The sequence below is a fragment of the Polaromonas sp. CT11-55 genome (genome assembly GCF_047303325.1).
In the GTDB taxonomy this organism is placed as follows: domain Bacteria; phylum Pseudomonadota; class Gammaproteobacteria; order Burkholderiales; family Burkholderiaceae_C; genus Polaromonas.
On record NZ_JBKBEX010000015.1, the window covers coordinates 92,968 to 117,689 of the forward strand.

The following is a 24,722-nucleotide window of genomic DNA, read 5'->3' on the forward strand; positions in this document are numbered from 1 at the left end:
GCCACGGGCATCCAACATCAAACGCCCTGCTTCAGCGAGGCTTCGATAAAAACGTCCAGGTCCCCGTCCAGCACTTTCTGCGTGGCCGAGACCTCGACATTGGTGCGCAGGTCCTTGATACGGCTGTTGTCCAGCACATAGCTGCGGATCTGGTGGCCCCAGCCCACGTCGGTCTTGGTGTCTTCCAGCTTTTGCTGGGCTTCCTGCTGCTTGCGCAGCTCGAAGTCGTACAGCCGCGAACGCAGGCGCTTCCAGGCCACGTCGCGGTTGCTGTGCTGGCTGCGGCCGTCCTGGCACTGCACGACGATGCCGGTCGGGATGTGCGTCAGGCGCACGGCCGAGTCGGTCTTGTTGATGTGCTGGCCGCCGGCGCCGCTGGCGCGGAAGGTGTCGGTGCGCACGTCGGCCGGGTTGATCTCGATCTCGATGGAGTCGTCGATTTCGGGATAAACAAACACCGAGGCAAACGAGGTGTGGCGCCCGCCTGAGGAGTCAAACGGCGACTTGCGCACCAGGCGGTGCACGCCGGTTTCGGTGCGCAGCAGGCCGAAGGCGTATTCGCCCTCGATCTTGATGGTCGCGCCCTTGATGCCCGCGGTGTCGCCGGGCGATTCGTCTTCGACCGTGGTCTTGAAGCCCTTGCGCTCGGCGTACTTGAGGTACTGGCGCAGCAGCATGCTGGCCCAGTCGCAGGCTTCGGTGCCGCCGGCGCCGGCCTGGATGTCCAGGAAGCAGGGCAGGGGGTCGGCCGGGTTGTTGAACATCCGGCGGAATTCCATTTTTTCGACCTCGGCGGCGATCTTGGCGGCCTCGCCTTCAATCGTCGCCATGCCGGCGTCGTCGCCTTCGGCCTTGGACATCTCGAAAAGTTCGGTGTTGTCGGCCAGCTCGGAGCTCAGGCGGTCGATGACGTGGACCACGTCTTCCAGCGATTTTTTTTCCTTGCCGAGTTCCTGCGCGCGCTTGGGGTTGTCCCAGACCTTGGGGTCTTCGAGTGCGGCGTTGACTTCGTTCAGCTTTCGTTCTTTGGCAGGGTAGTCAAAGATACCCCCGAAGCTCGTTGACCCGGTTGCTGAGGTCCACGAGCTGGTTGCTGATGAGGTTGATGCGTTCTGCTTCCATGGTTCTTCTGTCCTGAAATGTTGGTGGCCGCAAGGGGCGGCCTAACCCGCTATTTTCTCATGACACAGGGACTATTGCTCCAGAAAGCCCTCAATCAGTGTTGCCAGCTGTTCCGGCTGGTCGTGGTGCAGCATGTGGCCGGCGTCCTGGATCACGGCGACCCGGGCCTGGGCCACCTGTTTGAGGCGCTCGTGGTACTCGGCCAGGCTGTATTTGCCCTGCCACCAGGTAGCCAGCGAATCGTCGGAAGCCTCGACGGCCAGCGTGGGCGCGCTGATGCAGCGGTAGATTGCCAGCGCTTCGTCGACGCGGTACAGCTGCGCGCTGGTGATCTTGTGCGCGGCTTCCCCCAGGATTTGCCATTTCCCCGACGCATCTGGGCGTGCCCAGTGGCCGGCCAGCCAGCCCGCCTTGTCGGCCGACAGCCGCGGGTTGGTTTTCATCAGGCGGCGCGCCACGCCGTCCACGCTGTCATAGGTCTTGAGCGCGAGTTCGCCGCGCCGCAGGCTTTTGAGCTCGTCCATCCATTTGGCATAACGGCCCGGCGCCTGTTCGGGCTTGCTGGGCGGCAGGCCGAAACCTTCGAGGTTGACCAGCCGGCGTATGCGCGCGGGCCGCACGCCGGCATACAGCATGGCGACATTGCCGCCCATGCTGTGGCCGACCAGGTCCACGGGCCGCTCGCCCGCGTAATGGTCCAGCAAAAAATCCAGGTCGGCGAGGTAGTCGGCGAACCAGTAGTTGTCGGCGGGGCTGCCGTCTGGGCCCGAGCCCGTGAGCCCAAAGCCGCGCCAGTCGGGCGCGATGATGGTTCGGCCTTGCGCGAAGGCGTCGGACAGGGCATCCACCATGAACTGGTAAGAGGCCGCCACGTCCATCCAGCCATGGACCAGAACGAGTGGCGGCAGCGCGGGGTCGGTGCCCGAGGGGCTTTCCCAGAGGCGAACGTGGTAGCTGAGGCCGCGTATAGGGACAAACTCGCTGCGGGAAGATCGTTTTTCTTTGTACATTGGTGCCCATGATAAAGAGACAAGACACAAAGCGCAGTCAACACAGGGACAAGCCGGCTGCCGGTAAATCCCAGGCCGGCCAGCCCGACCACTACGCGGCACTGCACGCCGGCTTTCGCTGGCAGGTGGATGAATTTTTCAACATCGCCGAGGCCTGCTGCAGCCGCTGGGCGCGCGAGCAACCCCGGACGGCGATACGCGAGCACAAGCCGGGTGCGAAGACGGTGCTGCACAGCTTCCAGGAGCTGCAAGAAGCAGCCGATGCGCTAAGCCAGGTGTTGACGGGCCTGGGCGTGCAGCGAGGCGACCGCGTCGCCATCGTGATGCCGCAGCGCCTGGAAACCGCCGTGGCCTATATGGCGGTGTTCCAGATGGGCGCGGTGGCCATGCCGCTGTCCATGCTGTTCGGGCCCGAGGCGCTGGAATACCGGCTACAGGACAGCGATGCCGTGGTGGCCATTTGCGACGAAAGCTCCATCGCCAGCCTGAAAGCCATTCGCGGCAACTGCCCGGCGCTGCGCACGGTGATCGCCGCCGGCAGCGCCCAGGACCAGGGCGATCTCGGCTACGACAGTGCGCTTGCCGTGCAAAAGGGCATCTTTACGGCCGTCAAGACCAAGGCCGAAGAAGGCGCCATCCTGATCTACACCAGCGGCACGACCGGCCCGCCCAAGGGCGCGCTGTTGCCGCACCGCGCGCTGATAGGCAACCTGCCGGGCTTTGTCTGCAGCCACAACTGGTTTGGCTTTGACGGCAAAAAGAATCAAAAATCGGACGCGGTGTTCTGGTCTCCGGCAGACTGGGCGTGGACCGGGGGGCTGATGGACGCCTTGCTGCCCAGCCTGTATTTCGGCCGGCCCATCGTCGCTTTTAACGGGCGTTTCAGCCCCGAACTGGCCTTCAGCCTGATGGCGGAGCAGGGCGTGACGCACACCTTTTTGTTCCCTACGGCCCTCAAGGCCATGATGAAGGCCTATCCCCGGCCCGCGCAGTACTTCAAGCTGAAATTGCAAGCCATGATGAGCGCGGGCGAAGCCGTGGGCGATGCGGTGTTCGCCTACTGCCAGGAGCAGCTCGGCGTCACCGTCAACGAAATGTTCGGCCAGACCGAAATCAACTACGTCGTGGGCAACTGCAGCCGCTTCTGGCCTGCCCGGCCGGGCAGCATGGGCAAAGGCTACCCGGGCCACCGCGTGGCGGTGATTGATGACGAGGGCAATGAATGCCCGGTGGGCGTGCCGGGCGATGTCTCGGTGAACCGCTACGACGTACACGGCGACCCCGACCCGATTTTCTTTCTGGGCTACTGGAAAAAAGACGAGGCCACCCGCAACAAGTTCACCGGCGACTGGTGCCGCACCGGCGACCTGGCACGCCGCGACGCCGAGGGCTATCTCTGGTACGAGGGCCGCGCCGACGATGTGTTCAAGGCCGCGGGTTACCGCATAGGCCCCGGCGAGATCGAGAACTGCCTGGTCAAGCACGCGGCCGTCGCCAACGCGGCCGTGGTGCCCAAGCCCGACCGCGAACGCGGCGCGGTCGTCAAGGCCTATGTGGTGATCGCGCCCGACCAGCTCGCGGCCCGCGCGGCGCATCCGGGCGGTGCGGCCGGGTTTGACGAGGAGCTCACCGCGAAACTGCAGGCGCACGTCAAAAACATGCTGGCGCCTTACGAGTACCCCAAGGAGATTGAATTTATTGACGCGCTGCCGATGACGACCACGGGCAAGGTGCAGCGGCGGGTGCTGCGACTGCAGGAAGAAGAGCGCTTCAAGGCGCAGTCGCCGGCCTGACGCGGACGTAAAAAAAGCACCCGAAGGTGCTTTTTTTACGAGTGAAGCCTGTGCTCAGCGTGCAGCAACTTGTTCGGCCACATAAATTTCAACGCGGCGATTCTTGTCGCGGCCTTGCTGCGTGCTGTTGTCAGCCACAGGCTCGCGCGAACCGCGGCCGTCGGTCACGATGCGGGTGCGGGCCACGCCGCGGCTGACCAGGTAGTCGCGGGCCGCGTCGGCGCGGTCCACCGACAGCGGGTTGTTGATGGCGTCGGAGCCGGTGTTGTCGGTGTGGCCGATGATGGTGACCGTCGTGACCGGGTTCTGGTTCAGGCTGGTCGCGAACTGGTTCAGGATGGGCGCGAAGTTGGGCTTGATGGCCGAGCGGCCCACGTCAAACGAGACGTCGCTGGGGATGTCCAGCTTCAGGCGGTTGTCGGTGGTCTGGCTCACAGCCACGCCTGTGCCCACGGTGGCGCGTTCCATCGCGGCCTTCTGGTCCTGCATCTTCTTGGACCAGATGTAGCCGCCGCCCGCGCCGACCGCACCGCCCAGCACCGCGCCGGTGGCCGCACCCTTGGAGCCGCCGGTGGCCGCGCCCAGCAGCGCACCCGCGACCGCGCCTATGCCGGCGCCCTTGGCCGTGTCGGACTGGGTTTCGCTCATGTTGGCGCAACCGGACAGGGTGAAGGCGGCCAGGACGGCGCAGCTCAGGGAAGTGATGGTCAGTTTGTTCATGGAAATTCTCCTCGGGAAAAATTGGACGATGTCGTTATGAAAAGTGTGCTTTTGAATTCAGTTCAGGATTCAGCCACGCAGGGATTAAATCGCCGGTCTGTGAATGGTAGGCAGGCAATTGGTGAGCAGTTGTAAGACAAGGGCCCGAGTTGGAGCCGCCAGCACGCCGTGTTCAGAGCCCTTAAACTAGCCGCTTTGTGAACTTCGTCACACTCGCTTCTCATGGATGCAACAGTGTTTCGAGGCCTGCATTCATCCCATCCCAACCGCATTAAGCGCAAATCCCATGAATAAAGTTCAACTCGGCTCCAGCGACCTGCATGTGACCCCTGTTTGCCTGGGCACCATGACCTTTGGCGAACAGGTGGATGAAAAAACCTCGCACGCCATCCTGGACCGCTCGCTGGCGCGCGGCGTCAACTTCCTGGACACGGCCGAGATGTATTCGGTGCCGGCGCGCGCCGAGACTTTCGGCTCCACCGAAACCATCATCGGCAACTGGTTCGCCAAAAACCCCTCGGCGCGCGCCAAGCTGGTGGTGGCCAGCAAGGTGGCCGGCCCCTCGCGCGGCATGCCCTGGGTGCGCGAAGGCAGCGGCATGACGGCGAAAGACATCGTGGCTTCGTGCGACGCCAGCCTCAAGCGCCTGCAGACGGATGTGATTGACCTCTACCAGATCCACTGGCCCGAGCGCCATGTGCCGGCTTTCGGCGCGGTGTATTACAACCCCGCGCAGGAACGCTCCGCCACGCCCATCCACGAGCAGCTCCAGGCGCTGGCCGGCCTGGTCAAGGCGGGCAAGGTGCGCGCCATAGGCCTGTCGAACGAAACGCCTTACGGCGTGCATGAGTTTGTGCGCCTGGCCGAGCAGCACGGCCTGCCGCGCGTGGCCTCGGTGCAAAACCCGTATTGCCTGGTCAACCGCACCGTGGAAAACGGCCTGGACGAAAGCATGCACCGCCTGGGCGTTTCGCTGCTGGCCTATTCGCCGCTCGGCTTCGGCCTGCTGACGGGCAAGTACGACGAATCGGGCTTTGAAGGCGCGAAGGCGCCCAAGGAGGCGCGCATCGCCAAATTCGAATCCACACGCAAGCAGCGCTGGGGCCGCCCCGAGGCACTGGCCGCCGCGCGGCGCTACAACGCGCTGGCGCGCGCCAACGGCCTGACGCCTACACAGATGGCGCTGGCCTTTTGCTACACCAAATGGCAGGTGGCCAGCACCATCATTGGCGTGACTTCGGTCGCGCAACTCGACGAAGACCTGGATGTCTGGGGTACCACGCTAAGCCCAGAAGTGCTGGCCGAGATCGACAAAATCCGTTGGGAAACGCGCGACCCGGCTCTGTGAGGGCGGGGAGTTGAGGGACTAGTTGATGGGGAAAAAGGACCACGTCAGTGAGACGCCGGCCACCGCCTTGCTAAAAGCCAGCAAGGTCGAGTTCACCGAGCATCCCTACGAGTACCTGGAACACGGCGGCGCCCAGCACAGCGCCGAGGTGCTGGGTTTTGATCCGTTTACCGTCGTCAAGACGCTGGTCATGCAGGACCAGGACGCCAGGCCGCTGCTGGTGCTGATGCACGGCAACCGCAAGGTCTCGACCAAAAACCTGGCGCGGCAGATAGGCGCCAAGTCGGTCGAGCCCTGCAAGCCCGAAGTCGCCAACCGGCACAGCGGCTACCTGGTGGGCGGCACCTCGCCCTTCGGTACGCGCAAGGCCATGCCGGTCTATATCGAGGAAAGCATCCTGGCTTTGCCTAGAATCGCCATCAACGGCGGGCGGCGTGGTTACCTGGTCGGGATTGACCCGCAGGTCTGTGTCACATTGCTCGGTGCAAAATCGGTGAACTGTGCGCTGAGCCTGGACAATGCCGCCGGCTACGGCTGAACGCCGGCCTGGGAAGGGCCGGTCGCCCACAAACATAAAGAGGGACACATGGTTTACGCATATTCAATCGGCGCCACGCTGCTGGCCTACCTGCTCGGCTCGCTGTCCTTCGCGGTCATCGTCAGCAAGCTCATGGGCCTGAGCGACCCCCGAAGCTACGGCAGCAAAAACCCGGGCGCCACCAATGTGCTGCGCTCGGGCAGCAAGCCGGCCGCCATTGCCACCCTGCTGCTGGACGGCCTCAAGGGCTGGCTGCCGGTGGTGCTGGTGAAATGGTTTGGCGCCGACTACGGCCTGGGCGACGGCACCATGGCCGCCGTCGGCTTCGCGGCCTTCCTCGGACATCTGTACCCGGTGTTCTTCCAGTTCAAGGGCGGCAAGGGCGTGGCAACGGCGGCGGGCGTGCTGCTGGGCGTGAGCTGGATACTGGGCCTGGCGACGCTGGCGACCTGGGTGATCATCGCCTTTTTCTCGCGCTACTCCTCGCTGGCGTCCCTGGTTTCCGCGGCCTTCGCGCCCCTGTATTACCTGTTCGGCGACCGGGAAGCCTGGTATGTCGACAAGGCCATGCTGCTGGTGATGTTCGCCATCAGCGCGCTGCTGGTGTACCGCCACCGCGAGAACATCAGCAAGCTGCTCAAGGGGACGGAGTCGAAACTCGGCAGCGGCAAGAAGGCCTGAGCCGGCGCAATCCTTGTTCCGGCTAGAAGCGCCGGGTCAAGATCATTTCTTCGTTGGTGCGGTTCATCTGGAAGCGCGTGAGAAAGCTGTTGCCCAACAGGATAAAAGGCATTGAGCGCGGCGCCACCACGGCCGGCACGTTAAACACTTCCACATCACCGACGCGCACCGACGCGAGGGAAGTCTGCCATCCCATGATGGTGCCGTTGGCCGTATTCAGTTGCACGGGCCGGCCCGACTTGTAGTCAATCCCCATGCGCTCGGCATCGGCCAGCGACATGGACACGGCGCTGGCGCCGGTGTCGACCAGGAACTGGGCCATCTTGCCGTTGATCTGGCCCTGCGTCATGAAGTGGCCGCCGCTGCCCGCCGTCAGCACGATGCGGTTGCCCTGTCCGGCCTGCGTCCCCGGCCCGCCGCCGGCGCCCACGCTCATGGGTGCTTCGCCGATGCGCAGCGTATGGCGCTTGCCACCCAGCTCCACCACCGCCTGTTCGCTCGTGGTGGAGACCACCTTGACGCCCTGGTGGGTCTCCCCGGGGGCCACCGTCTTGGGCGGGCTGCCATCCACAATCAGCAAGGCCTTGCTGCCCAGCATGCCGGCCAGGCCCACGGTCTGGGCCTGTGCGCCGCCGTGCAACAGGACGAGCGTCAGCAGCAACGGTGCCGCAACGGTGGCAAGCTTGGTGGAGGGCATGTCTAGTCCCGGAAGTTGTTAAAGCTCAGCGGGAAATCGCTGATTTCGGCGCGGATCATGGCCATGGCCGTCTGCAGGTCGTCGCGCTTGGCGCCGGTCACGCGCACCGCGTCGCCCTGGATGGAGGCCTGCACCTTGACCTTGCTGCCCTTGATGAGCTGCTGGATTTTTTTGGCCTGCTCGGCCTCAATGCCGTTGCGCACCTTGGACACCTGCTTGACCTTGTCGCCGCCGATTTTTTCGGCCTTGCCGATATCCAGGAAGCGGATGTCCACGCCGGCCTTGGTGAGCTTGTTGCGCAGGATGTCGTTGATCTGGTCGAGCTGGAAGTCGCTGTCGCCGATCAGGGTGATGTCCTTGTCTTTCAGTTCGATGGAGGCGGAGGTCCCCTTGAAATCGAAGCGCGTGGCGATTTCCTTGCCGGTGTTTTCCACGGCGTTTTTGACCTTGACCAGATCGGCTTCAAGAACGGTGTCGAAAGAGGGCATGGTGCGAGTCTTTATGAGGGGGACGGTAAGGGAGTAAGGAGGAGGCGTCGGGGTGAGACAATCCCCCGGATGTTAGTCGAGAAAAACGTTCCACTCCAGCATTCCAACAGCTTTGGCATCGTGGCCAAGGCCCTGAGCCTGGTCCGGGTGGCCGATGAAGCCGATATCGCCGCCGTGCTGCGGGATACGGCCCTGAAGGCCGCCCCCAAGTTCGTGCTGGGCGGCGGCAGCAACATCGTGCTGACCGGCGACGTCAAGCCGCTGGTGCTCAAGGTCGAGATCATGGGCAAACGGCTGCTGCGCGAAGACGCCAAGGCCTGGATCATCGAGGCCGGCGCCGGTGAAAACTGGCACGACCTGGTCACCTGGACCCTGCAAAACGGCTACCCCGGCCTGGAAAACCTGGCATTAATTCCCGGAACAGTCGGCGCGTCGCCTGTGCAGAACATAGGTGCCTATGGGGTGGAGCTGCAGGACCGCTTTGAATCGCTGGACGCCATCGATTTGACGACAGGCCAGGCTTTTTCCCTCAATGCCGCGCAATGCGCCTTCGGCTACCGCGATTCGGTGTTCAAGCACAGCAGCGCGGCCCCCGCGCCGGGCGGCCACGGTTTCGGCCTGGAAGGCAAGGCCGTCATCACCCGCGTGCGCCTGGCCCTGCCCAAAGCCTGGAAGCCCGTGCTGGGCTATGCCGACATCGAGAAAAAGATGCAGCAACTGGGTGTGCAGGCGCCGGATGCGATGCAGATGTATGAGTGGATTTGCGAGATCCGCAAGGCCAAGCTGCCCGACCCCAAGGTGATTGGCAACGCCGGCAGCTTTTTCAAGAACCCCACGGTCTCGCCCGAGCAGTGCGCCGACATCATCCAGCGCGAACCCAAGATTGTTCATTACCACCTGGCCGACGGCGCCGTGAAGCTGGCCGCGGGCTGGCTGATAGACGCCTGCGGCTGGAAAGGCAAATCCATAGGCAATGCCGGCGTCTACGAAAAACAGGCGCTGGTGCTGGTCAACCGGGGTGGCACGGCCAACCCGGTGACGGGCGGCGAGGTCATGACCCTGGCCAAGGCCATCCAGACCAGTGTGTATGAACGCTTCGGCATCCTGCTGGAGCCCGAACCGGTGGTGGTCTGACGATGGCGCGGCTGGGCAAGGTCTACAGAGGGCCCGAAGTATCGCCCTGGCGCCGCCTGGTGCTAAGGCATTCGCGTTCCACCGCCGCCATGCTGGCCTTCGCCTGGGTTGGCCTGATGCTGGGTGCGATATTCGCGGGCTGGCGGCCGCCGGGCTGGACCATGACCACGATTTCCGTGCTCTTCGTCCTCATGCTGGCCGCCGGCATCTGGGCGGCCCGCGAGCGCAGCCGGCTGGTCCGCGAAGCGCCGCTGCCCAGGTTCCTGCGGCGCAAGCTGATGGACAGCTACCCGCACCTGACCCTCAGGGATGCCGAACTCGTGGAGCGCGGGCTGCGGCAGTTCTTCATCGCCTGCCAGCGCAGCAACAAGCGTTTTGTCGCCATGCCCTCGCAGGTGGTCGACAGCATGTGGCACGAGTTCATTTTGCACACCTCGGCCTACCGCGAGTGGTGCGACCTGGTGGTAGGGCGTTTTATCGACCACGTGCCGGCCGAAGTGCTGGGCCGCAAAGCCTCCACCAACGACGGCCTGCGCCGCGCCTGGTTCTGGTCCTGCCGCGACGAATCCATCAACCCCAAGCAGCCCAGCCGGCTGCCGCTGCTGTTCGCGCTGGATGCCAAGTTCGCGATTCCCGGCGGGTTTGTTTACCTGGCCGATTGCAAGGGCGTGCGCCGCGACGGCACGCAGGGGCAGGCCTACTGCGGCGAAAGCTTTTCGGACGGCAGCTACAGCGGTGACGCCGACGGGTTTGGCGGCAGCCAGTCCTCAAGCAGCAGCGATTCCAGCAGCGGCGGGGATTCTTCGGATGGCAGCAGTGGATGCAGTTCGGGTTGTGGCTCGGGATGCGGTGGAGGCGGCGATTAGCCGCTGCCAACACCTATAGGCGCCGTCCGGGAAGTACCTGGCCAGGCAAAGCGGCCGGGTTGGCGTGCGCGTGGAGGGCATCTGCGCTTTGTTCAAGCCGGCTTTCATACTTGCGCTTCGTATTAAAGATTGGTTTAAAAAGCCGCCCGAAGGCGGTTTTTTTGACATACGCTATGTTTTTAATAGCTACTTGCGCCCGTCAGGCGGGGGGGCGAGCACTTTTGACGCCGAAAATCCGGGTTTTGGAGCCGTCGGAGCAGCCTTTAAAGCTTGTGGGTGCCATTTGCCCCCTGCAGCGCTTGTCCGAGGGCCAAAAAGAGAGATGTTATTTAACACAAGGCTTTTTTCACGTTAAAAATAATTGAAATATTTAACATGAGGCCGGAGCCAGGCAAGGCGGTGTACTTCATCAATGAGCTCTTGGTGAAGCTGCTCATGGAGGCCGAAGTAGGGCTAGCTTGACCGCTGTTGACGCTGCGGCGGTCTCACGCCGCCCACTTCTTCCCTTTCATTGCATACTCTTCGATTAACTCGTACACGTTGTCGCACTTTTGCTTGAATGTAGTGCGGTCATAGGTCGCGGGCAGATCTTCGTCCAGTACCCGTTCAATTTCTGAACGCACTTGTTTCTGGGTCTGGTTGTCTTTGTACCAGTCCTGCACCAGCACTTTGGGGTGCTCATCCAAAAGGCGCTTCAGCAAGTGCTTGGCAGCCAGTTTGACCTTCTGGGTTTCATCCTGGGACAGCGGCTCTTTTTTCAGCAGGTCGAACAACTCCAGCTCGTCTTCGGTGAGGCCTTCGCGAATATGCCGTTCAGCTTCTTCCTTCAAGGATTGAGCAAATGCAGTCAGCTCGTCGTAGTAGTTTTCAGTGGCGGTGGCGCCTGCGTTGTAGGAATTGATCACCATTTGCAGCCGTTGTGCGAAGTCAACGCGCGTACTGTTCTGCGCCATCATCTCTGCTAGCTTCTTTTGCAGAAATGCCTGCAAGTCGGCGATCTGAATGTTCTTGTACTCGGTTTGCTTGAACTCTTCGCGCAGCTTCTCCACGTTGACCTTGCTGAGGTCCCACGCCTTGCCACGCTGAACAATTTTGTAGGAGGCCTGGAATTCCTTGGCAGTGAAAGCCTCAGCGTTGTCTACAACCACGCTGGAATCCAATAACTCTTCAATCCGCTGCACGGCGCTGTCAATATCGGCCTGTTGAACAATGCTGTCTATCACCCCCCGTAGGTACTGAAAAGCCGAAACCACTCGCCCCTTTTTCTGGCTCAGTACCTCGGGTTTGCAAGCTTCATACAGCGAGGAAATTGTGTTTTCATACACGTTGAACGACTTGCGCAGTTCCTCGCTCGCGAGCAACGTGTTGGCATAGTCGTTGAACTTCCCCAGCTTGGTAAATACATCGCCGAGCTCTAACGCCTCACGCAGTGCCACTCCGTTTTCACGGCAGAAGACAAACCCCTGCTCAATGGCTTCTTCCAGCAGTACAAAGAGTTGCTTCTTTTCCTGTACTGGAAGTTCTTCGCCGTCGGGTCCCGCAGCGTAGTCACGCAACGCTTTCTTCATGCGCCGGAAGACGTTGTAATAGTCCACGATCTCGCCGTGGCGCTTGGTTACACCGTGGATTTCGTAGCCACTTACTCGGTTGGCCCGCGCGATGGCTTGCATGAGCGTATGCCCCTGCATAGGTTTGTCCAGGTAGAGGGTGCTGACAGTCGGTGCGTCAAAGCCAGTGAGCCACATGGCGCATACGAATACCAACTGCAATGGGTGCGCTGGATCTTTGAAGTTGTATTCGATGTCGTGGCCGTGCTCGTCCATCGCGTTCATGCGTTGGCGATGGGGCTTGATGTCTAGCTTCTTCTTTGTAAATTTGGCTTCTTCGCCCGCCTCTTCGCTGACGATCACCGCCATTGCCGCGGCAGTCATCCACTCCTTAAGCTTCTTTAGTCGCTGGCGCTCAACATCGTTTTTCGTATTGAGAATGCGTCCGTTGAGCGCTTTGATTTCAGCTTTCCACAGCGTCTGCACCTTGTCATACATGGTCACGGCAGTGAACTTGTCTACCGAGATGACAATGCCCTTGCCCAAGTAGCCACGGCGCGGGAAATGGAAGACGATGTCTTGTGCAATCTTGTCGAGGCGGTCTTCCACTTTGACAACAGCCATCTCCTGCGCAAAGCGTCTTTCGAGCTTCTCTTGCGCCTGTTCATCGAGGCTTTCGTCCTCCAGGATTTGAATAAACTCCTCGTTCAAATCGTCGTTCTGGATCAGAACCTCGGGCACCCGCTTTTCGTAGTACAGCGGTACGGTGGCGCCGTCTTCCACGCTTTGCTGGAAGTTGTACTCCGAAACGTAGCCACCAAACCAGGCATTGGTCTTGCGCTCTTTGCCTAGCAAGGGCGTGCCGGTGAAGGCCAGAAAGTTGGCATGTGGCAAACCGGCGCGCATGTTTTCGCCCAAGTCAGCGTACTGGGTCCGGTGGGCTTCATCCACGATAACCACTATGTCGTCTCGATCCGAAAGCAAGGGGTAGTTTTGCCCCTTGGGATAACGGAACTTCTGGATCAGCGTAAACACCACGCGCTTGTTCTTCCCCAGCATCTCGCGCAGCTGGGCGCTGTCCCGAGGGCGCACGTCGTCCTTCGGGGCCACCACGCCGGTATGTAGGAAGTTGCGGTAGATCTGACCATCCAGATCATCGCGGTCGGTCACCACCACAAAGGTGAAATTGCCCGTGAGCTTGCGGAAGATTTTGCGGGTGTAAAACACCATCGAGAAGCTCTTGCCTGAGCCCTGGGTATGCCAGAACACCCCCAACTTACCGCTTAGCTCGCGGCGACGGGTGAACTGTGCGAATGCATTGTTCACGCCCAAGAACTGGTGGTTCTGAGCGATCACTTTCTGCGTTTCTCTGTAGAACACGCAGAAGTTCTCTACGTAATCCAGCAGACGTTCGGGCTTGAGCAAGCCCATCACGGCCCGCTCGACGCTCAGGCCGCGCTCGGCGATGTCTTTGCGGTCCAGCGGCTCTTTTTCATCGTCCACACGCAGCCAGGCGAAGAAGTGCTCCCACTGCGCGGTGAGGCTGCCCACTTTGGTATCGATGCCGTTGGACAGCAGACACAGCGCATTGGCCACAAAGAGCTGCGGGACCTCGGCCTTGTAGGTGGTGAGGTTGTCATCAAACGCGGCCCGCAGCTTGACGTTGCTGTTCTTTAGCTCGATGAAGACCAGGGGTAAGCCGTTCACGTACAACAGCAGGTCGGGGCGGCGGTGGCCATGCTCGCCGCGTATCCACAACTGGCTGACCACCAGGTAGTCGTTATGACCCGCTTTAGGGTCAGGCTCGTCAAAGTGGATGACGCGCAGGCGCTCGGTAACAGTTTGGCCTGCCTGAGGTCCGGCTTCAGGCTTGTAGGTGACGGGAACGCCATCGCGAATCAGGGCGTCCATCTCGCGATTTGCGGCGGCAAGGGTCATAGCCGTGCGAGGCTTCAGCAACTGGGCCATGGCCTGATCGACGGCTTGGGTGGGGGCCTGCGGGTTGAGCCGCTCAACGGCGGTACGCAAGCGGGAGGCTAGGATGACTTCGCGCTTATCGGCGCGGCCCGAGCCATCGTTGAGGTCATCAGCTTGGGCTGTGTAGCAATTCAGCACATTGAAGCCACACAGGTGCTGTAGGCGCTGGATCAAACCCTGTTCGATGTCATCTTCTGAAATGAAGTTCTTTGCCACCGTGCCTCCCATGTGTTGCGGAACCTCAGACCGCCTTGGCCAATTCCGCCTTCATGCTGGGCGGATACTGAATATCGAGGTGATCGAGGCGTAGTTTGGCGGAGATCAGTCGGGGTAACAATGAGTCACGCTGCAGCCTTAGCTTGGCCGATATCTGTTTTAGTGCTTGAGCCTGCTGATAAAGGGGTTCATGAAGGCGGTTGAACTCTGTCAGGGCCCCCTCGTCCAGGGGCACTGGCACAAGCATTCGATTGATGAAGTCTTTGTTCGCGTGAGGTATTGCGGATCCAGTGTTGTTCCACTTGATCGCATCCTCCATTTGACGCAGGTATTGATAAATGATCCCGCGGTGCTCTGGCGCAGTTCGAATAACCGCAGCTGTTGAAGCAACAACACCGGCAGGGCCGCGAAAAACTAATCCAGACCGTGCCCCATCCATCAACATCAAAACCTCTCCAGCATTCGATATAACGCTTCGATTACTCAAAACCCATTCACTGGCTGGCGCTCCATCCAATACATCTGCCGTTAGGTAAGGCAACCAATCTTCATTCGGAGAGGTGCGGAGTTCGGGGGGATTTTTTCCTTTTTCGAATCGACCTAGCTCATCAAATCGAAGTAGCTTATGGCCAGCTCGACCAGATCTTTTCCGAGAGAACCACTCGCGGTAGATCTCCTCAGCCATGTGCTCCAGCAAGGCGATGCGGCGCTGGTTGTTGGCGATCAGGTCGTCATAGCTTGATAACAGTGCAGCGATGGATTCCTGCTCTTGTCGCGGTGGCACCGGAACTTCCAAATTGCCAAGCAAGCCTTGGTTGAGGTTGTTGATGTTCGTACCGCCACCACCTCCGCTGAGTGTCTTTCGGATGATGTCCGACTTAAAGACGTGCGAGTAGAACCGCGTACACACCGAAGCCTCTGGCAGAAAGCGAAGCCGGATGGTGAAACCTGAATGCGACAACGGCTCAGGCATGTCCTTGATCAATAGACTCCGCCCGATCAGCTCACGGTTGCCATTTGACCGGACAAAGAGGATGTCACCCTCTGCTAAAAGGTCAGCATCTCGAACGATGCCCTGAGGGTTCACCTCATCGAGTGAGCCGTAGTCGGGAAATGACCGGTCACCAAAATCTGAAACGCCAATGATTTTTAGACCCTTGCCCCAACTGGTTCCTGGGAAGTTCAAGCCGTTCTTAAAGTCAGCAAGCGTCCCTAAACGCACCGTCGGCCACTTCATCACAGAGCCTCCAAAAGGACACTCAAGTTGCCTTGAATGATCTTTGCCAAGACGTCGGACTCTTTGTTCAACGCATCTAGTTCTGATGCTTGTTCTGCGAGTTGATTGAGGAAGTCCGTTTCTGTCTTTCCGTCTTCCTCAATCACCACCCCCACATACCGCCCAGAATTAAGCGACCAATCCTGCTCCCGCATCTCCTCGCGACTGGCCAACTTGCAAAGCCCCGTCACGTCTTGGTAAGTGGCCTTGGGGAAACGCTCTTGCAACCAGCTCACATGTTGGTAATACAGTTCGGCAGCTTTCAGCTCATCGTGTAGAGCCTGCACAGCCTCTTTCACGGCCTTTGTCTGGCGGTTGGCCGTGGCGCGCTTGCCCTCTGCCTTGGCGGCATCGGCCTTGCGCTTGTCCATCTCGCGAATGGCCTTGTCCAGCGCCTTCACGGCGGCGTGCAGACCATCGAAGAAGGGGGTAAAGGTTAGTCGCAGCGCTTGCTGGGCTTTATTGCGACCGTCGATGGTGTGTTTCTGACCTTTGGCCCTACCGTGCTGTGCCTGCGCTTGCTTCAGCTTGACCAGTTGATCCCACTGAACCTCCAGCGAGGTAATGGCTTGGCGTGCGGCTTTCGCTGCCTTCTTGTCGGCCTCTTCGGTCACCACTGCGAGCAAATGCTCGCTCAAGCCAGGCAGGTGGTCGGCCGCTTCGTGCAGTTGGGCCATTCCCTGATGCAGATAACGGTCCACCAGATCCACAAACTCCTGGCGGCGACCCTTGTGCAAGCGCGGGATGATGGCGATGTTCTGGATCTGCTCGTCCGTCAACTCGCGGTGCGCCCGGTCGACTTGAGTGAAGATGTTGCGGGCGTCGATGAACAGCACCTTGTCATCCTCTTTCCCCTTGTCAAAGAACCATAGCGTGGCAGGCAGTGTGACGGTGTAGAACAGGTTGGACGGCAGCGTGAGCATGCCGTAGATCAGGTTCTGCTCGATTAACGTCTGGCGGATGTCGGCTTCAGAGTTGCGCGCATCCGAAGCAGAGTTGGCCATGACTAGCGCGGCACGCCCACCTGGTTTGAGCGAGGTGGCGAAGAGGTTGATCCACAGGTAGTTGGCATTGGGCACTGTTTCGACGGCCTTTTCCTTGCCGTCTTTGCTGCCAGCCTTGGCCTTGGACTTGTTGCGCGGTACGCCGTAGGTGTTGAAGCGCTTGTCCTTCTCTACGGCCTCGAGCGTCACGTCGTCCACATTGAAAGGTGGATTTGCCATCACGTAGTCGAATGCGCCGAAGGCGTTGAAAGGGTCTTCGTAATAGGTGTTGGCTTGCTTGATGTCGCCGCGCAGGTTATTTACCGCCAGGTTCATCTTGGCCAGCTTGACGGTTTCCAGCGTTTTCTCGGTACCACACACAAACACGTCCAGGTCGGCGGCCTTGTCGGTCTGGTGTTGCAAGATGAACTCACCCGACTGCACAAACATGCCGCCCGAGCCGCAAGCAGGGTCGTAGACCTTGCCTCCATGGGGCTCGATGATCTCGGTCATTAGCTTGACGACGGAGCGCGGGGTGAAGAATTCGCCACCACCCTGGCCCTCGCTGAGGGCGAAGTTGGCGAGGAAGTATTCATAAATCTGCCCGAACACATCGCCCGATGCATCAACTGGAATATCCGAAAACAGCTTGAGTAGATCCTTGGGGATGTGCTTGTTTTTGTCGCTTCGGGTGAAGCGGTCGTATTCCTCTTGGGGCAAGACGCCCCGTAACTCGGGCTTGCTCTTCTCGATGCTGACCATCGCACGGCGAATGGCCTTGGCGATGTCTTCCTTCTCAGGCAGCTTCAGCAAGTAGTCGTATTGGGCGTAATCTTTCAGGAAGAAGCCGCATTTTTCGATGGCGATCTCTTCCAGCGTCTTTTCGCGGCGAGTGCCTTTGAGCTTGTTGTAAGCCTGCAGGATGGCGTCTTCGTGCTGGCGGTACTTGTTGTCCGCGAATTTCAGGAAGATCAGGCCCAGCACGGGGGTGCTGTATTCGCTGGCCTTGAGGTCGGAGTTGGCACGCAGCTTGTCGGCGGCACTCCAGAGGTCTTTTTCTAGTTTTTTGAGCTGGTCTCTGTTCATGCGTCCAATGGTAACGGACGAGGCTTGAGAATTTGGGTACATCCCGATGGAACGACGCCTGAACTATAAATAACAAAGCCCGCCAAATTTTCACTGGCGGGCTTTGTATTTAGTGGTAGAGCCGGCTTACTTACCTAGCTTCAAAAAATCATCCCCCTTACCCAACTCCAGCAACCCAGCACCGGAATAAATCCCCAACTTCGCCCGCGTATCCGTAATGTCCAGGTTGCGCATCGTCAGCTGGCCTATGCGGTCGGCCGGCGAGAAGGGCGCGTCTTCCACCTTCTCCATGCTCAGGCGTTCGGGCGCGTAGGTCAGGTTGGCCGAGACGGTGTTCAGGATGGAATAGTCGTTGCCGCGGCGCAGCTCGACCGTGACTTCGCCGGTGATGGCGCTGGCCACCCAGCGCTGGGCGGTTTCGCGCAGCATGATGGCTTGTGGGTCGAACCAGCGGCCCTGGTAGAGCAGGCGGCCCAGCTTGCGGCCGTTGTCGCGGTACTGCTCAATCGTGTCTTCGTTGTGGATGCCGGTGACCAGGCGCTCGTAGGCGATGAAGAGCAGCGCCAGGCCGGGGGCTTCGTAAATGCCGCGGCTCTTGGCTTCGATGATGCGGTTTTCGATCTGGTCGCTCATGCCCAGGCCGTGGCGGCCGCCTATGCGGTTGGCTTCCAGGATCAGCTCGACCATGCTGGGGAAGGTCTTGCCGTTCAGCGCCACGGGCCGGCCTTCTTCAAAACGCACGGTGACTTCCTCGCGCTTGACTTCGACTTCGTCTTTCCAGAAGGCCACGCCCATGATGGGGTTGACGATCTTCATGCCGGTGGAGAGCTCTTCCAGGTCTTTGGCCTCGTGCGTGGCGCCGAGCATGTTGGAGTCGGTGGAGTAGGCTTTTTCGGCCGACATCTTGTAGCCGAAGCCGGCCTTGGTCATAAAGGCCGACATTTCGGCGCGGCCGCCGAGTTCGTCGATGAAGAGCTGGTCCAGCCAGGGCTTGTAGATTTTCAGGCCCGGGTTGGTCAGCAGGCCGTAGCGGTAAAAACGCTCGATGTCGTTGCCCTTGAAGGTGCTGCCGTCGCCCCAGATGTTGACGTCGTCGTCTTTCATGGCCGACACGAGCATGGTGCCGGTCACGGCGCGGCCCAGTGGCGTGGTGTTGAAGTAGGTCACGCCCGCGGTGGTGATGTGGAAGGCGCCGCTTTGCAGGGCGGCAATGCCTTCGGCCGCCAGCTGGCTGCGGCAGTCGATCAGCCGGGCTTTTTCGGCGCCGTACTGCATGGCCTTGCGTGGGATCTCGTCGTAATCGGGCTCGTCGGGCTGGCCCAGGTTGGCGGTGTAGGCGTAGGGGATCGCACCCTTGAGCTTCATCCAGTGCAAGGCGGCGCTGGTGTCGAGTCCGCCGGAAAAGGCGATGCCGACTTTCTGGCCGGCGGGAAGGTTCTGGAGTATGGTGGCCATGAGGGGTCCTGGGGATGGATGCTGGGAAGAGTGTGCTGGAAGAAGGGATCAGCCGAAGTGGCAGATGTAGTGGTAGGCCGCTTCGCCGGCGGCGACGCGGATGTCGAACTTGGCGTTGCCGGGGACGCTGAATTTTTCGCCGGCCGAGGATTTGACCCAGCTGTCGCTGCCGGCCAGCTTGTATTCGCAGGCGCCGGCCACGCATTCCATGACCTCGGGCGCGCCGGTGTTGAAGGTCAGGGTGGCCGGCAGGATCACGCCCACCGATTTTTTGCTGCCGTCGGCGAAGGTGATGCCGTGGCTCACGCATTTGCCGTCAAAGTAGACGTTGGCCTGGGTGCTGACGCTGACGTTGTCGATTTTTTCGGTGGGCATGGAGAGGAGCTGAAAAGGTGGGAAAGGGCGGAAAAAGGGCGGGAAAACCATTGATTTTAGGTCACGACTGGCCCTGGGCCGTGCCAGCTTTGAATCCACCCGGCCCTCTATCGCGTACCCCCATGAATAACCCAGAATGTTGTCCATGAAATCAGAAAGCCCGGATCTTCAATTGATTGCCCTGATCGACCGTGTGGCCGGGGCCGATGAAAAGGCCCTGCGCGAGCTCTACGACCTGAGCTCTTCCAAGCTTTACGGTGTCGCACTGCGTGTGGTGGGCAAGCGCGAATGGGCCGAAGACGTGCTGCAGGAGGCTTTTTTGACCATCTGGCGCATTGCCGGGGACTACAAGGCCACACTTTCGCCACCCATGGCCTGGATGGGGCTGATTGTTCGCAGCCGCGGCCTGGACTTCCTGCGCCGCCGCGCCTCCGACCGGGCCGACCAGATGCAGGAGCTGGACGACGTGCTCACAGACACCGTGGCGGGTGACTCGCCCAACCCCATGGACACGACACAGGCCAGCGAACAGGCCTGGGCCCTGCACCAGTGCCTGGCCCGGCTGGAGCAAAAGCAGCGTGAGGTGGTGAGCCTGGCCTATTTGCGCGACCTGAGCCACAGCGAGCTGGCCGAGCAATTGAAGCTGCCGCTGGGCACAGTGAAAACATGGATACGGCGCGGCCTCGAACAGCTCCGCGGCTGCATGGCGAGGTTTGCATGAACATCCAGAACAACCCCGCCCTGATGGAGCAACTCGCGGCCAGCTATGCGCTGGGCACTTTGCGCGGCGGCGCGCGCCGCCGTTTTGAGGCGCTGGCGCGCGACAACGCTACCCTGCGCGCGGCGGCGCTGGTCTGGCAAAGCCGGCTGGCTTCCGTGGCCGAACTGCAGCCGCAGGCGGCGCCCAGCCCGGCGGTCTGGACGCGCATTGAAAACCTTGTCAGGGCAGACAAGGAGGCGCGCGCCATGCAGGCCGCGCGCGGTGCCGCGCCGGCGGCGGGCGGCTGGTGGGCCAGCCTGGGCCTGTGGCGCGGTGCGAGTGCCGCGGGCGCCCTGGCGGCGGTGCTGGCCGTTGTGGTTGGGCTTAACGTCAATTCGCGGCTGAGCGGGCAGGTTGGCGAGCTGTCGGCCAAATTGACGGCCACGCCGGAGATCGAGTACGTGGCTGTGCTGACGGACGACAAGGCCGCGGCCTCGCTGTTGGTGACTTTTGACCCGAAAAACAAGACGCTGGTGCTCAAGCGCGTGGGCGGCTTCCGCGAGCAGGCCGACAAGTCACTGGAGTTGTGGGCCTTGCCGCCCGGTGTGGCGCCCAAATCGCTGGGTGTGCTCAATGCCGACCCGGTGGTTCGTCTGACCGCCGCGGGCACCGACATGCGGCAGGTGCCGACACTGGCGATCACACTGGAGCCCAAGGGCGGCGTGCCGCCGGGCAGCGGGCCGACCGGGCCGGTGCTGTTCAAGGGCGCGCTTATCGAAACGCCGAAGTAGGGCGGTTACAGGCGGGCCACAAAAAAGGGGCGTTGTGAACGCCCCTTTTTTTACGTCAAGCCGAAAGGCGTTTTAGCGCCAGTGGTGGTGGCCGTAGCCGCGGCTGTAGCCGAAGTTCAGCGACAGGCCTATGGGGGCGTAATAAGGCGCGTAGTAGGGCCGGGGATAGTAGGCCGGATAGACCACGGGCTGCACATAGGCCGGCTGCACGTAAACAGGCTCCGGCGCCGGCTGCACATAGACCTGGGGCTGCTGCTGGGGCGCGGACTGGAAGGTTTGCGGTGCGGGCGCCATGGCGCCGACCGGCGTGACCTGCAGACGCACGTACTGGCCGGGGTCATTGGCCATCTGGGTGGTGTACTGCGTGCCCTGGTATTCATACACCACGTTGTAGTGGCTGGGGCGGTTTTCGTAATAGGTCTGCGTCGTGCATTGCTGCATGTTCTGGACCTGGGTGTTGTTGCCCTCGATGCGGTCGCCGATCATGGCGCCGCCGACCAGGCCTATCACCGTGGCCACCGCACGGCCACCGCCGTTGCCGATGGCATTGCCGGCTGCGCCGCCGGCCAGCGCGCCCATCAAGGCACCTGCGCCGGAATTGGGGCTTTGCGTGACGACCGGCTGGTTGGTGCACACCTGGCGCGGCACGGCGACCTGCTGCACCACCGGCGTGCTGGAGATCACCCGCGCCAGGATGTCCATGGCGGAGGCGGGCACGGCGGCAAGGCCTGCGGCCGCGGCGATGGTGGAAAGGACGAGTGCTTTTTTCATGGTTTGAACCCCTTTTCAGCAAATCGCTGAAGTTGCGCCGCTGGAGGGTGCTGCCCGTGGTGCGGACAGCGGCTCTGGCGACTGGAACGATTTTAGTAAGTCAGAGCCGTTTTGGGGCTTGGAGTTCGGTAAATCGGCTGTAAAGCTGTCCGAAGAAGGTAAAGCGTGGCCAAAGCGATCCAAAAACGTGAAAAAACACCTGTTTGTGAGGCATGCAAGGTACTAAACCCGCGCCGCCCAGCCCGCCGCGTCAAAACCGACGGTAATGCCCTTGCCCCAGTCCACCACGGGCCGCTTGATGACGCTGGGGTTGGCCAGCATCAAGGCCTGGGCGCCGGCGCTGTCGGCCGCCCCGGCTTGCGCCGCCGCGTCCAGCTTGCGCCAGGTCGTGCCTTTGCGGTTCAGCAGGGTTTCCCAGCCGGCGGCCTGGGCCCAGCGCTGGAGCTGCTCGGGCGGCACGCCTTGTTTTTTGAAATCATGGAACTGGTATTCGACGCCGTTCTCGTCGAGCCAAGTCCTGGCTTTTTTGACCGTGTCGCAATTCGGGATGCCGTAAAGAATGATCATGCGAAGATTCTGGCAGATGTAGGCAAGAGTGTGCGCCAGCGGGCCAGCAGACCAACTGCAGGGCTGGAATAATCAAACGGCGCCGGGTCCCCACGGCTCGCCTTCTGTCCGCCTTCTGTTTGCACCCACACTTCACGGAACATCCATGACCGCTGCTTCGGCCAAGCCCACCGCATCCGTTTCTCCTTCCCCGTCCCCTGTGTTGTACCCGCCCATAGAGCCTTTTCGCACCGGCATCCTGGAAACCGGCGACGGCCATTCGATCTATTGGGAGCTGTGCGGCAACCCTAAAGGCAAGCCGGCGGTCTTCCTGCACGGCGGCCCGGGCGCAGGCTGCTCGCCCGAGCACCGGCGCCTGTTCGACCCCGAGCGCTATTGCGTGCTGCTGTTCGACCAGCGCGGCTGCGGCCGCTCACGCCCCGCCGCCTCGCTGGACAACAACACGACCTGGCACCTGGTGGCCGATATCGAACGGCTGCGCAGCCTGCTGGGCGTGGAGCGCTGGCTGGTCTTCGGCGGCTCCTGGGGCAGCACGCTGGCGCTGGCTTATGCCGAGGCACATCCGGCCCGGGTGTCGGAGCTCATACTGCGCGGCATCTTCGCGCTGCGGCGCGCCGAGGTGCTGTGGTACTACCAGGAGGGCGCCTCCTGGCTGTTTCCCGACCTGTGGGAAGCTTTTCTCGCGCCTATCCCCGAGGCCGAGCGCGGCGACCTGATGGCCGCCTACCGCAAACGCCTGGTCGGCAGCGACAGGGCGGCACAACTGGCGGCCGCCCGCGCCTGGAGCCTCTGGGAGGGCCAGACCATCACGCTGTTGCCGGACCCGGCCTTTACCGCGCAGCACGGTGACGACGATTTCGCGCTGGCTTTCGCGCGCATCGAAAACCATTATTTTGTGCACGCCGGCTGGCTGGAAGAAGGCCAGCTGATACGCGACGCGCACAAGCTGGCCGGCATTCCCGGCGTGATCGTGCAGGGCCGCTACGACGTGGCCACGCCGGCCAAAACCGCCTGGGATTTGCACCGCGCCTGGCCCGAGGCGGATTTCCAGCTGGTCGCGGATGCCGGTCATGCCTTTAACGAACCCGGCATCCTGCAGCGCCTGGTTGCCGCTACGGATCGCTTCGCCCGCTGAGGCCGGGGTTTTAGGCCCTGCGCGACAATGCGAGGCTCTATGCAAAATTTGACAACACTCGACGACTGGCTGGCCTACTGCGAGCACCTGCACCCCGTGGGCATAGACATGGGCCTGACGCGCATCAGCGCCGTCGCCAAACGCATGGGCCTGGCCTTTGACTGCCCCATCATCACCGTGGCCGGCACCAACGGCAAGGGCTCGACCTGCGCCATGCTCGAAGCCATCCTGCTGCAGGCCGGCTACCGCACCGGCGTCTTCACCTCACCGCATCTGGTGCATTTTGAAGAGCGTTGCCGCGTGCGCGGCGACATCGTGAAGGCGGCCGAGCTGGTGGCCCAGTTCGCGCGCGTCGAGGCCGCCCGCACGCAGGGCGGCGAGGCGATCTCGCTGACCTATTTTGAATTCACCACCCTGGCCATCCTGCAGCTGCTGGCCGACGCGAAGCTCGATGTGGTGATCCTGGAAGTCGGCCTGGGCGGGCGGCTGGATGCGGTCAACATGCTGGACGCCGACTGCGCGGTGATCACCAGCATAGACCTGGACCATATGGAATACCTGGGCCCCGACCGCGAAAGCATAGGCCGCGAAAAAGCCGGCATCATGCGCGCCGGCAAGCCGGTCATCGTGAGCGACCCCATGCCGCCGCAAAGCATTGTTGACCACGCCGCCACAGTAGGCGCTGACTTGTGGCGCTTCGGCACCGACTTCAATTTTTCGGGCGACAAGCAGCAGTGGGGCTGGGCCGGGCGCGGCCGGCGCTATGCCGGCCTGGCTTACCCGGCGCTGCGCGGCGCCAACCAGCTGGTCAATGCCTCGGGTGTGCTCGCGGCGCTGACGGCCTTGCGCGACCGCCTGCCGATAACGGCCCAGGCGGTGCGCAACGGCCTGTCCATGGTCGAGCTGCCGGGCCGCTTCCAGATCGTGCCCGGCCAGCCCACGCTGGTGCTGGACGTGGCGCACAACCCGCATTCGGTGGCCGCGCTGGCCGAAAACCTCGACGCGATGGGCTTTTACCCCTGCACCCACGCGGTGTTCGGCGCCATGGCCGACAAGGACCTGGCCCCCATGCTGGCGCGGGTCGCGCCGCTGATCGACAAGTGGTATTTCACCGATTTGCCCACGCCACGCGCCGCCACGGCGGCCGATTTGCAGGCCCGCTGGACGGCCGCCAACACCCGGCCGGACGCCACGGCCGGCAGCTACGCCTCCCCCGAAGCGGCGCTGCAGGCGGCGGTCAAGGCCGCAACCCCCGCTGATAGAATTGTCGTGTTCGGCTCGTTCTACACGGTGGGCGGCATTTTGAAGGACGGCGTGCCGCGTCTTTCGGCCCCGCACCTGGCCCCCTGAAGCGGTTTTTGGAGGGTTTTCAGCCCACGTTCACCGCTAACGTCACCCTTATCGGATTCAAGCCACACCATGCCGTTTTTCAACTTCCGCCGGGGC

General features: G+C 61.8%; 22 protein-coding genes. 10 read left to right on the top strand and 12 right to left on the bottom strand.

Annotation, left to right across the window (positions count from 1 at the left end):
- Positions 1 to 17 precede the first annotated feature (17 nt).
- Both prfB and ACEN8I_RS15090 read right to left on the bottom strand, forming a co-directional pair.
- A protein-coding gene (gene prfB / locus ACEN8I_RS15085) for a peptide chain release factor 2 (protein ID WP_413329309.1) occupies positions 18 to 1,122 on the bottom strand; the annotation gives its coding sequence in 2 pieces (ribosomal slippage) (positions 18 to 1,040 and positions 1,042 to 1,122; 1,104 coding nt in all).
- Between the two features lie 71 nt (positions 1,123 to 1,193).
- Positions 1,194 to 2,132, bottom strand: a complete 939-nt coding sequence (locus ACEN8I_RS15090) for an alpha/beta fold hydrolase (protein ID WP_413329310.1) — start codon at positions 2,130 to 2,132, stop codon at positions 1,194 to 1,196.
- Positions 2,133 to 2,140: 8 nt separating this feature from the next.
- On the opposite strand from ACEN8I_RS15090, the gene ACEN8I_RS15095 reads away from it, so the two are divergent.
- Positions 2,141 to 3,925, top strand: a complete 1,785-nt coding sequence (locus ACEN8I_RS15095) for an acyl-CoA synthetase (RefSeq protein WP_413329311.1) — start codon at positions 2,141 to 2,143, stop codon at positions 3,923 to 3,925.
- A 54-nt stretch (positions 3,926 to 3,979) separates the two neighbouring features.
- On the opposite strand, the gene ACEN8I_RS15100 is transcribed toward ACEN8I_RS15095, so the two are convergent.
- Positions 3,980 to 4,645 (bottom strand): OmpA family protein, encoded by a 666-nt coding sequence (locus ACEN8I_RS15100; protein ID WP_413329312.1) that lies wholly within the window; start codon positions 4,643 to 4,645, stop codon positions 3,980 to 3,982.
- A gap of 286 nt (positions 4,646 to 4,931) precedes the next feature.
- On the opposite strand from ACEN8I_RS15100, the gene ACEN8I_RS15105 reads away from it, so the two are divergent.
- Genes ACEN8I_RS15105 through plsY form a run of 3 tightly spaced genes read left to right on the top strand, consistent with a single transcriptional unit; the run spans position 4,932 to position 7,212 of the window.
- Positions 4,932 to 5,993, top strand: a complete 1,062-nt coding sequence (locus ACEN8I_RS15105; protein ID WP_413329313.1) for an aldo/keto reductase — start codon at positions 4,932 to 4,934, stop codon at positions 5,991 to 5,993.
- Positions 5,994 to 6,018: 25 nt separating this feature from the next.
- A complete protein-coding gene (locus ACEN8I_RS15110) occupies positions 6,019 to 6,531 on the top strand; it encodes an aminoacyl-tRNA deacylase (RefSeq protein WP_413329314.1) in 513 nt (170 codons plus the stop codon).
- Positions 6,532 to 6,579: 48 nt separating this feature from the next.
- A complete protein-coding gene (plsY, locus tag ACEN8I_RS15115; RefSeq protein WP_413329316.1) occupies positions 6,580 to 7,212 on the top strand; it encodes a glycerol-3-phosphate 1-O-acyltransferase PlsY in 633 nt (210 codons plus the stop codon).
- A gap of 22 nt (positions 7,213 to 7,234) precedes the next feature.
- Here plsY and ACEN8I_RS15120 read toward each other — a convergent pair whose 3' ends face one another.
- A complete protein-coding gene (locus tag ACEN8I_RS15120; protein ID WP_413329317.1) occupies positions 7,235 to 7,909 on the bottom strand; it encodes a TIGR02281 family clan AA aspartic protease in 675 nt (224 codons plus the stop codon).
- Between the two features lie 2 nt (positions 7,910 to 7,911).
- Positions 7,912 to 8,397 (bottom strand): YajQ family cyclic di-GMP-binding protein, encoded by a 486-nt coding sequence (locus ACEN8I_RS15125; protein ID WP_007866093.1) that lies wholly within the window; start codon positions 8,395 to 8,397, stop codon positions 7,912 to 7,914.
- A 69-nt stretch (positions 8,398 to 8,466) separates the two neighbouring features.
- Here ACEN8I_RS15125 and murB point away from each other — a divergent pair, with 69 nt between their 5' ends.
- Positions 8,467 to 9,531 (top strand): UDP-N-acetylmuramate dehydrogenase, encoded by a 1,065-nt coding sequence (gene murB, locus ACEN8I_RS15130; protein ID WP_413329318.1) that lies wholly within the window; start codon positions 8,467 to 8,469, stop codon positions 9,529 to 9,531.
- Positions 9,532 to 9,533: 2 nt separating this feature from the next.
- Positions 9,534 to 10,397 (top strand): glycine-rich domain-containing protein, encoded by an 864-nt coding sequence (locus ACEN8I_RS15135; RefSeq protein ID WP_413329319.1) that lies wholly within the window; start codon positions 9,534 to 9,536, stop codon positions 10,395 to 10,397.
- A 485-nt stretch (positions 10,398 to 10,882) separates the two neighbouring features.
- Here the strand turns inward: ACEN8I_RS15135 and ACEN8I_RS15140 are convergent, their stop codons facing one another.
- From ACEN8I_RS15140 to ACEN8I_RS15160, 5 genes are all read right to left on the bottom strand, one after another.
- The gene (locus ACEN8I_RS15140) at positions 10,883 to 14,137 is read right to left on the bottom strand and encodes a type I restriction endonuclease subunit R (RefSeq protein ID WP_413329320.1); all 3,255 of its coding nucleotides are present in this window, start codon (positions 14,135 to 14,137) and stop codon (positions 10,883 to 10,885) included.
- A gap of 25 nt (positions 14,138 to 14,162) precedes the next feature.
- Positions 14,163 to 15,374: a restriction endonuclease subunit S gene (locus ACEN8I_RS15145; RefSeq protein WP_413329321.1), complete on the bottom strand. Its 1,212-nt coding sequence runs from the start codon at positions 15,372 to 15,374 to the stop codon at positions 14,163 to 14,165.
- The gene (locus ACEN8I_RS15150; protein ID WP_413329322.1) at positions 15,374 to 17,482 is read right to left on the bottom strand and encodes a type I restriction-modification system subunit M; all 2,109 of its coding nucleotides are present in this window, start codon (positions 17,480 to 17,482) and stop codon (positions 15,374 to 15,376) included. Before ACEN8I_RS15150 ends, ACEN8I_RS15145 begins: the two co-directional genes overlap by 1 nt.
- A 126-nt stretch (positions 17,483 to 17,608) precedes the next feature.
- Complete coding sequence (gene argG, locus ACEN8I_RS15155) at positions 17,609 to 18,937, bottom strand: argininosuccinate synthase (protein WP_413329324.1); 1,329 nt, start codon at positions 18,935 to 18,937, stop codon at positions 17,609 to 17,611.
- A 48-nt stretch (positions 18,938 to 18,985) separates the two neighbouring features.
- A complete protein-coding gene (locus ACEN8I_RS15160) occupies positions 18,986 to 19,312 on the bottom strand; it encodes a pyrimidine/purine nucleoside phosphorylase (protein WP_413329326.1) in 327 nt (108 codons plus the stop codon).
- Positions 19,313 to 19,457: 145 nt separating this feature from the next.
- Between ACEN8I_RS15160 and ACEN8I_RS15165 the strand changes: the two genes are divergently transcribed.
- Both ACEN8I_RS15165 and ACEN8I_RS15170 read left to right on the top strand, forming a co-directional pair.
- The gene (locus ACEN8I_RS15165) at positions 19,458 to 20,033 is read left to right on the top strand and encodes an RNA polymerase sigma factor (protein WP_413329328.1); all 576 of its coding nucleotides are present in this window, start codon (positions 19,458 to 19,460) and stop codon (positions 20,031 to 20,033) included.
- On the top strand, positions 20,030 to 20,803 hold the full coding sequence (locus tag ACEN8I_RS15170; protein WP_413329329.1) for an anti-sigma factor domain-containing protein: 774 nt from the start codon (positions 20,030 to 20,032) through the stop codon (positions 20,801 to 20,803). Before ACEN8I_RS15165 ends, ACEN8I_RS15170 begins: the two co-directional genes overlap by 4 nt.
- Positions 20,804 to 20,875: 72 nt before the next feature.
- Here the strand turns inward: ACEN8I_RS15170 and ACEN8I_RS15175 are convergent, their stop codons facing one another.
- Both ACEN8I_RS15175 and ACEN8I_RS15180 read right to left on the bottom strand, forming a co-directional pair.
- Positions 20,876 to 21,574 (bottom strand): glycine zipper 2TM domain-containing protein, encoded by a 699-nt coding sequence (locus ACEN8I_RS15175; RefSeq protein ID WP_413329330.1) that lies wholly within the window; start codon positions 21,572 to 21,574, stop codon positions 20,876 to 20,878.
- A gap of 222 nt (positions 21,575 to 21,796) precedes the next feature.
- Complete coding sequence (locus tag ACEN8I_RS15180) at positions 21,797 to 22,141, bottom strand: ArsC family reductase (protein ID WP_413329331.1); 345 nt, start codon at positions 22,139 to 22,141, stop codon at positions 21,797 to 21,799.
- 202 nt (positions 22,142 to 22,343) lie between these two features.
- Here ACEN8I_RS15180 and pip point away from each other — a divergent pair, with 202 nt between their 5' ends.
- Both pip and folC read left to right on the top strand, forming a co-directional pair.
- Positions 22,344 to 23,276, top strand: a complete 933-nt coding sequence (pip, locus tag ACEN8I_RS15185) for a prolyl aminopeptidase (RefSeq protein WP_413329340.1) — start codon at positions 22,344 to 22,346, stop codon at positions 23,274 to 23,276.
- 39 nt (positions 23,277 to 23,315) lie between these two features.
- On the top strand, positions 23,316 to 24,626 hold the full coding sequence (folC, locus tag ACEN8I_RS15190; RefSeq protein ID WP_413329332.1) for a bifunctional tetrahydrofolate synthase/dihydrofolate synthase: 1,311 nt from the start codon (positions 23,316 to 23,318) through the stop codon (positions 24,624 to 24,626).
- Positions 24,627 to 24,722: the final 96 nt, after the last annotated feature.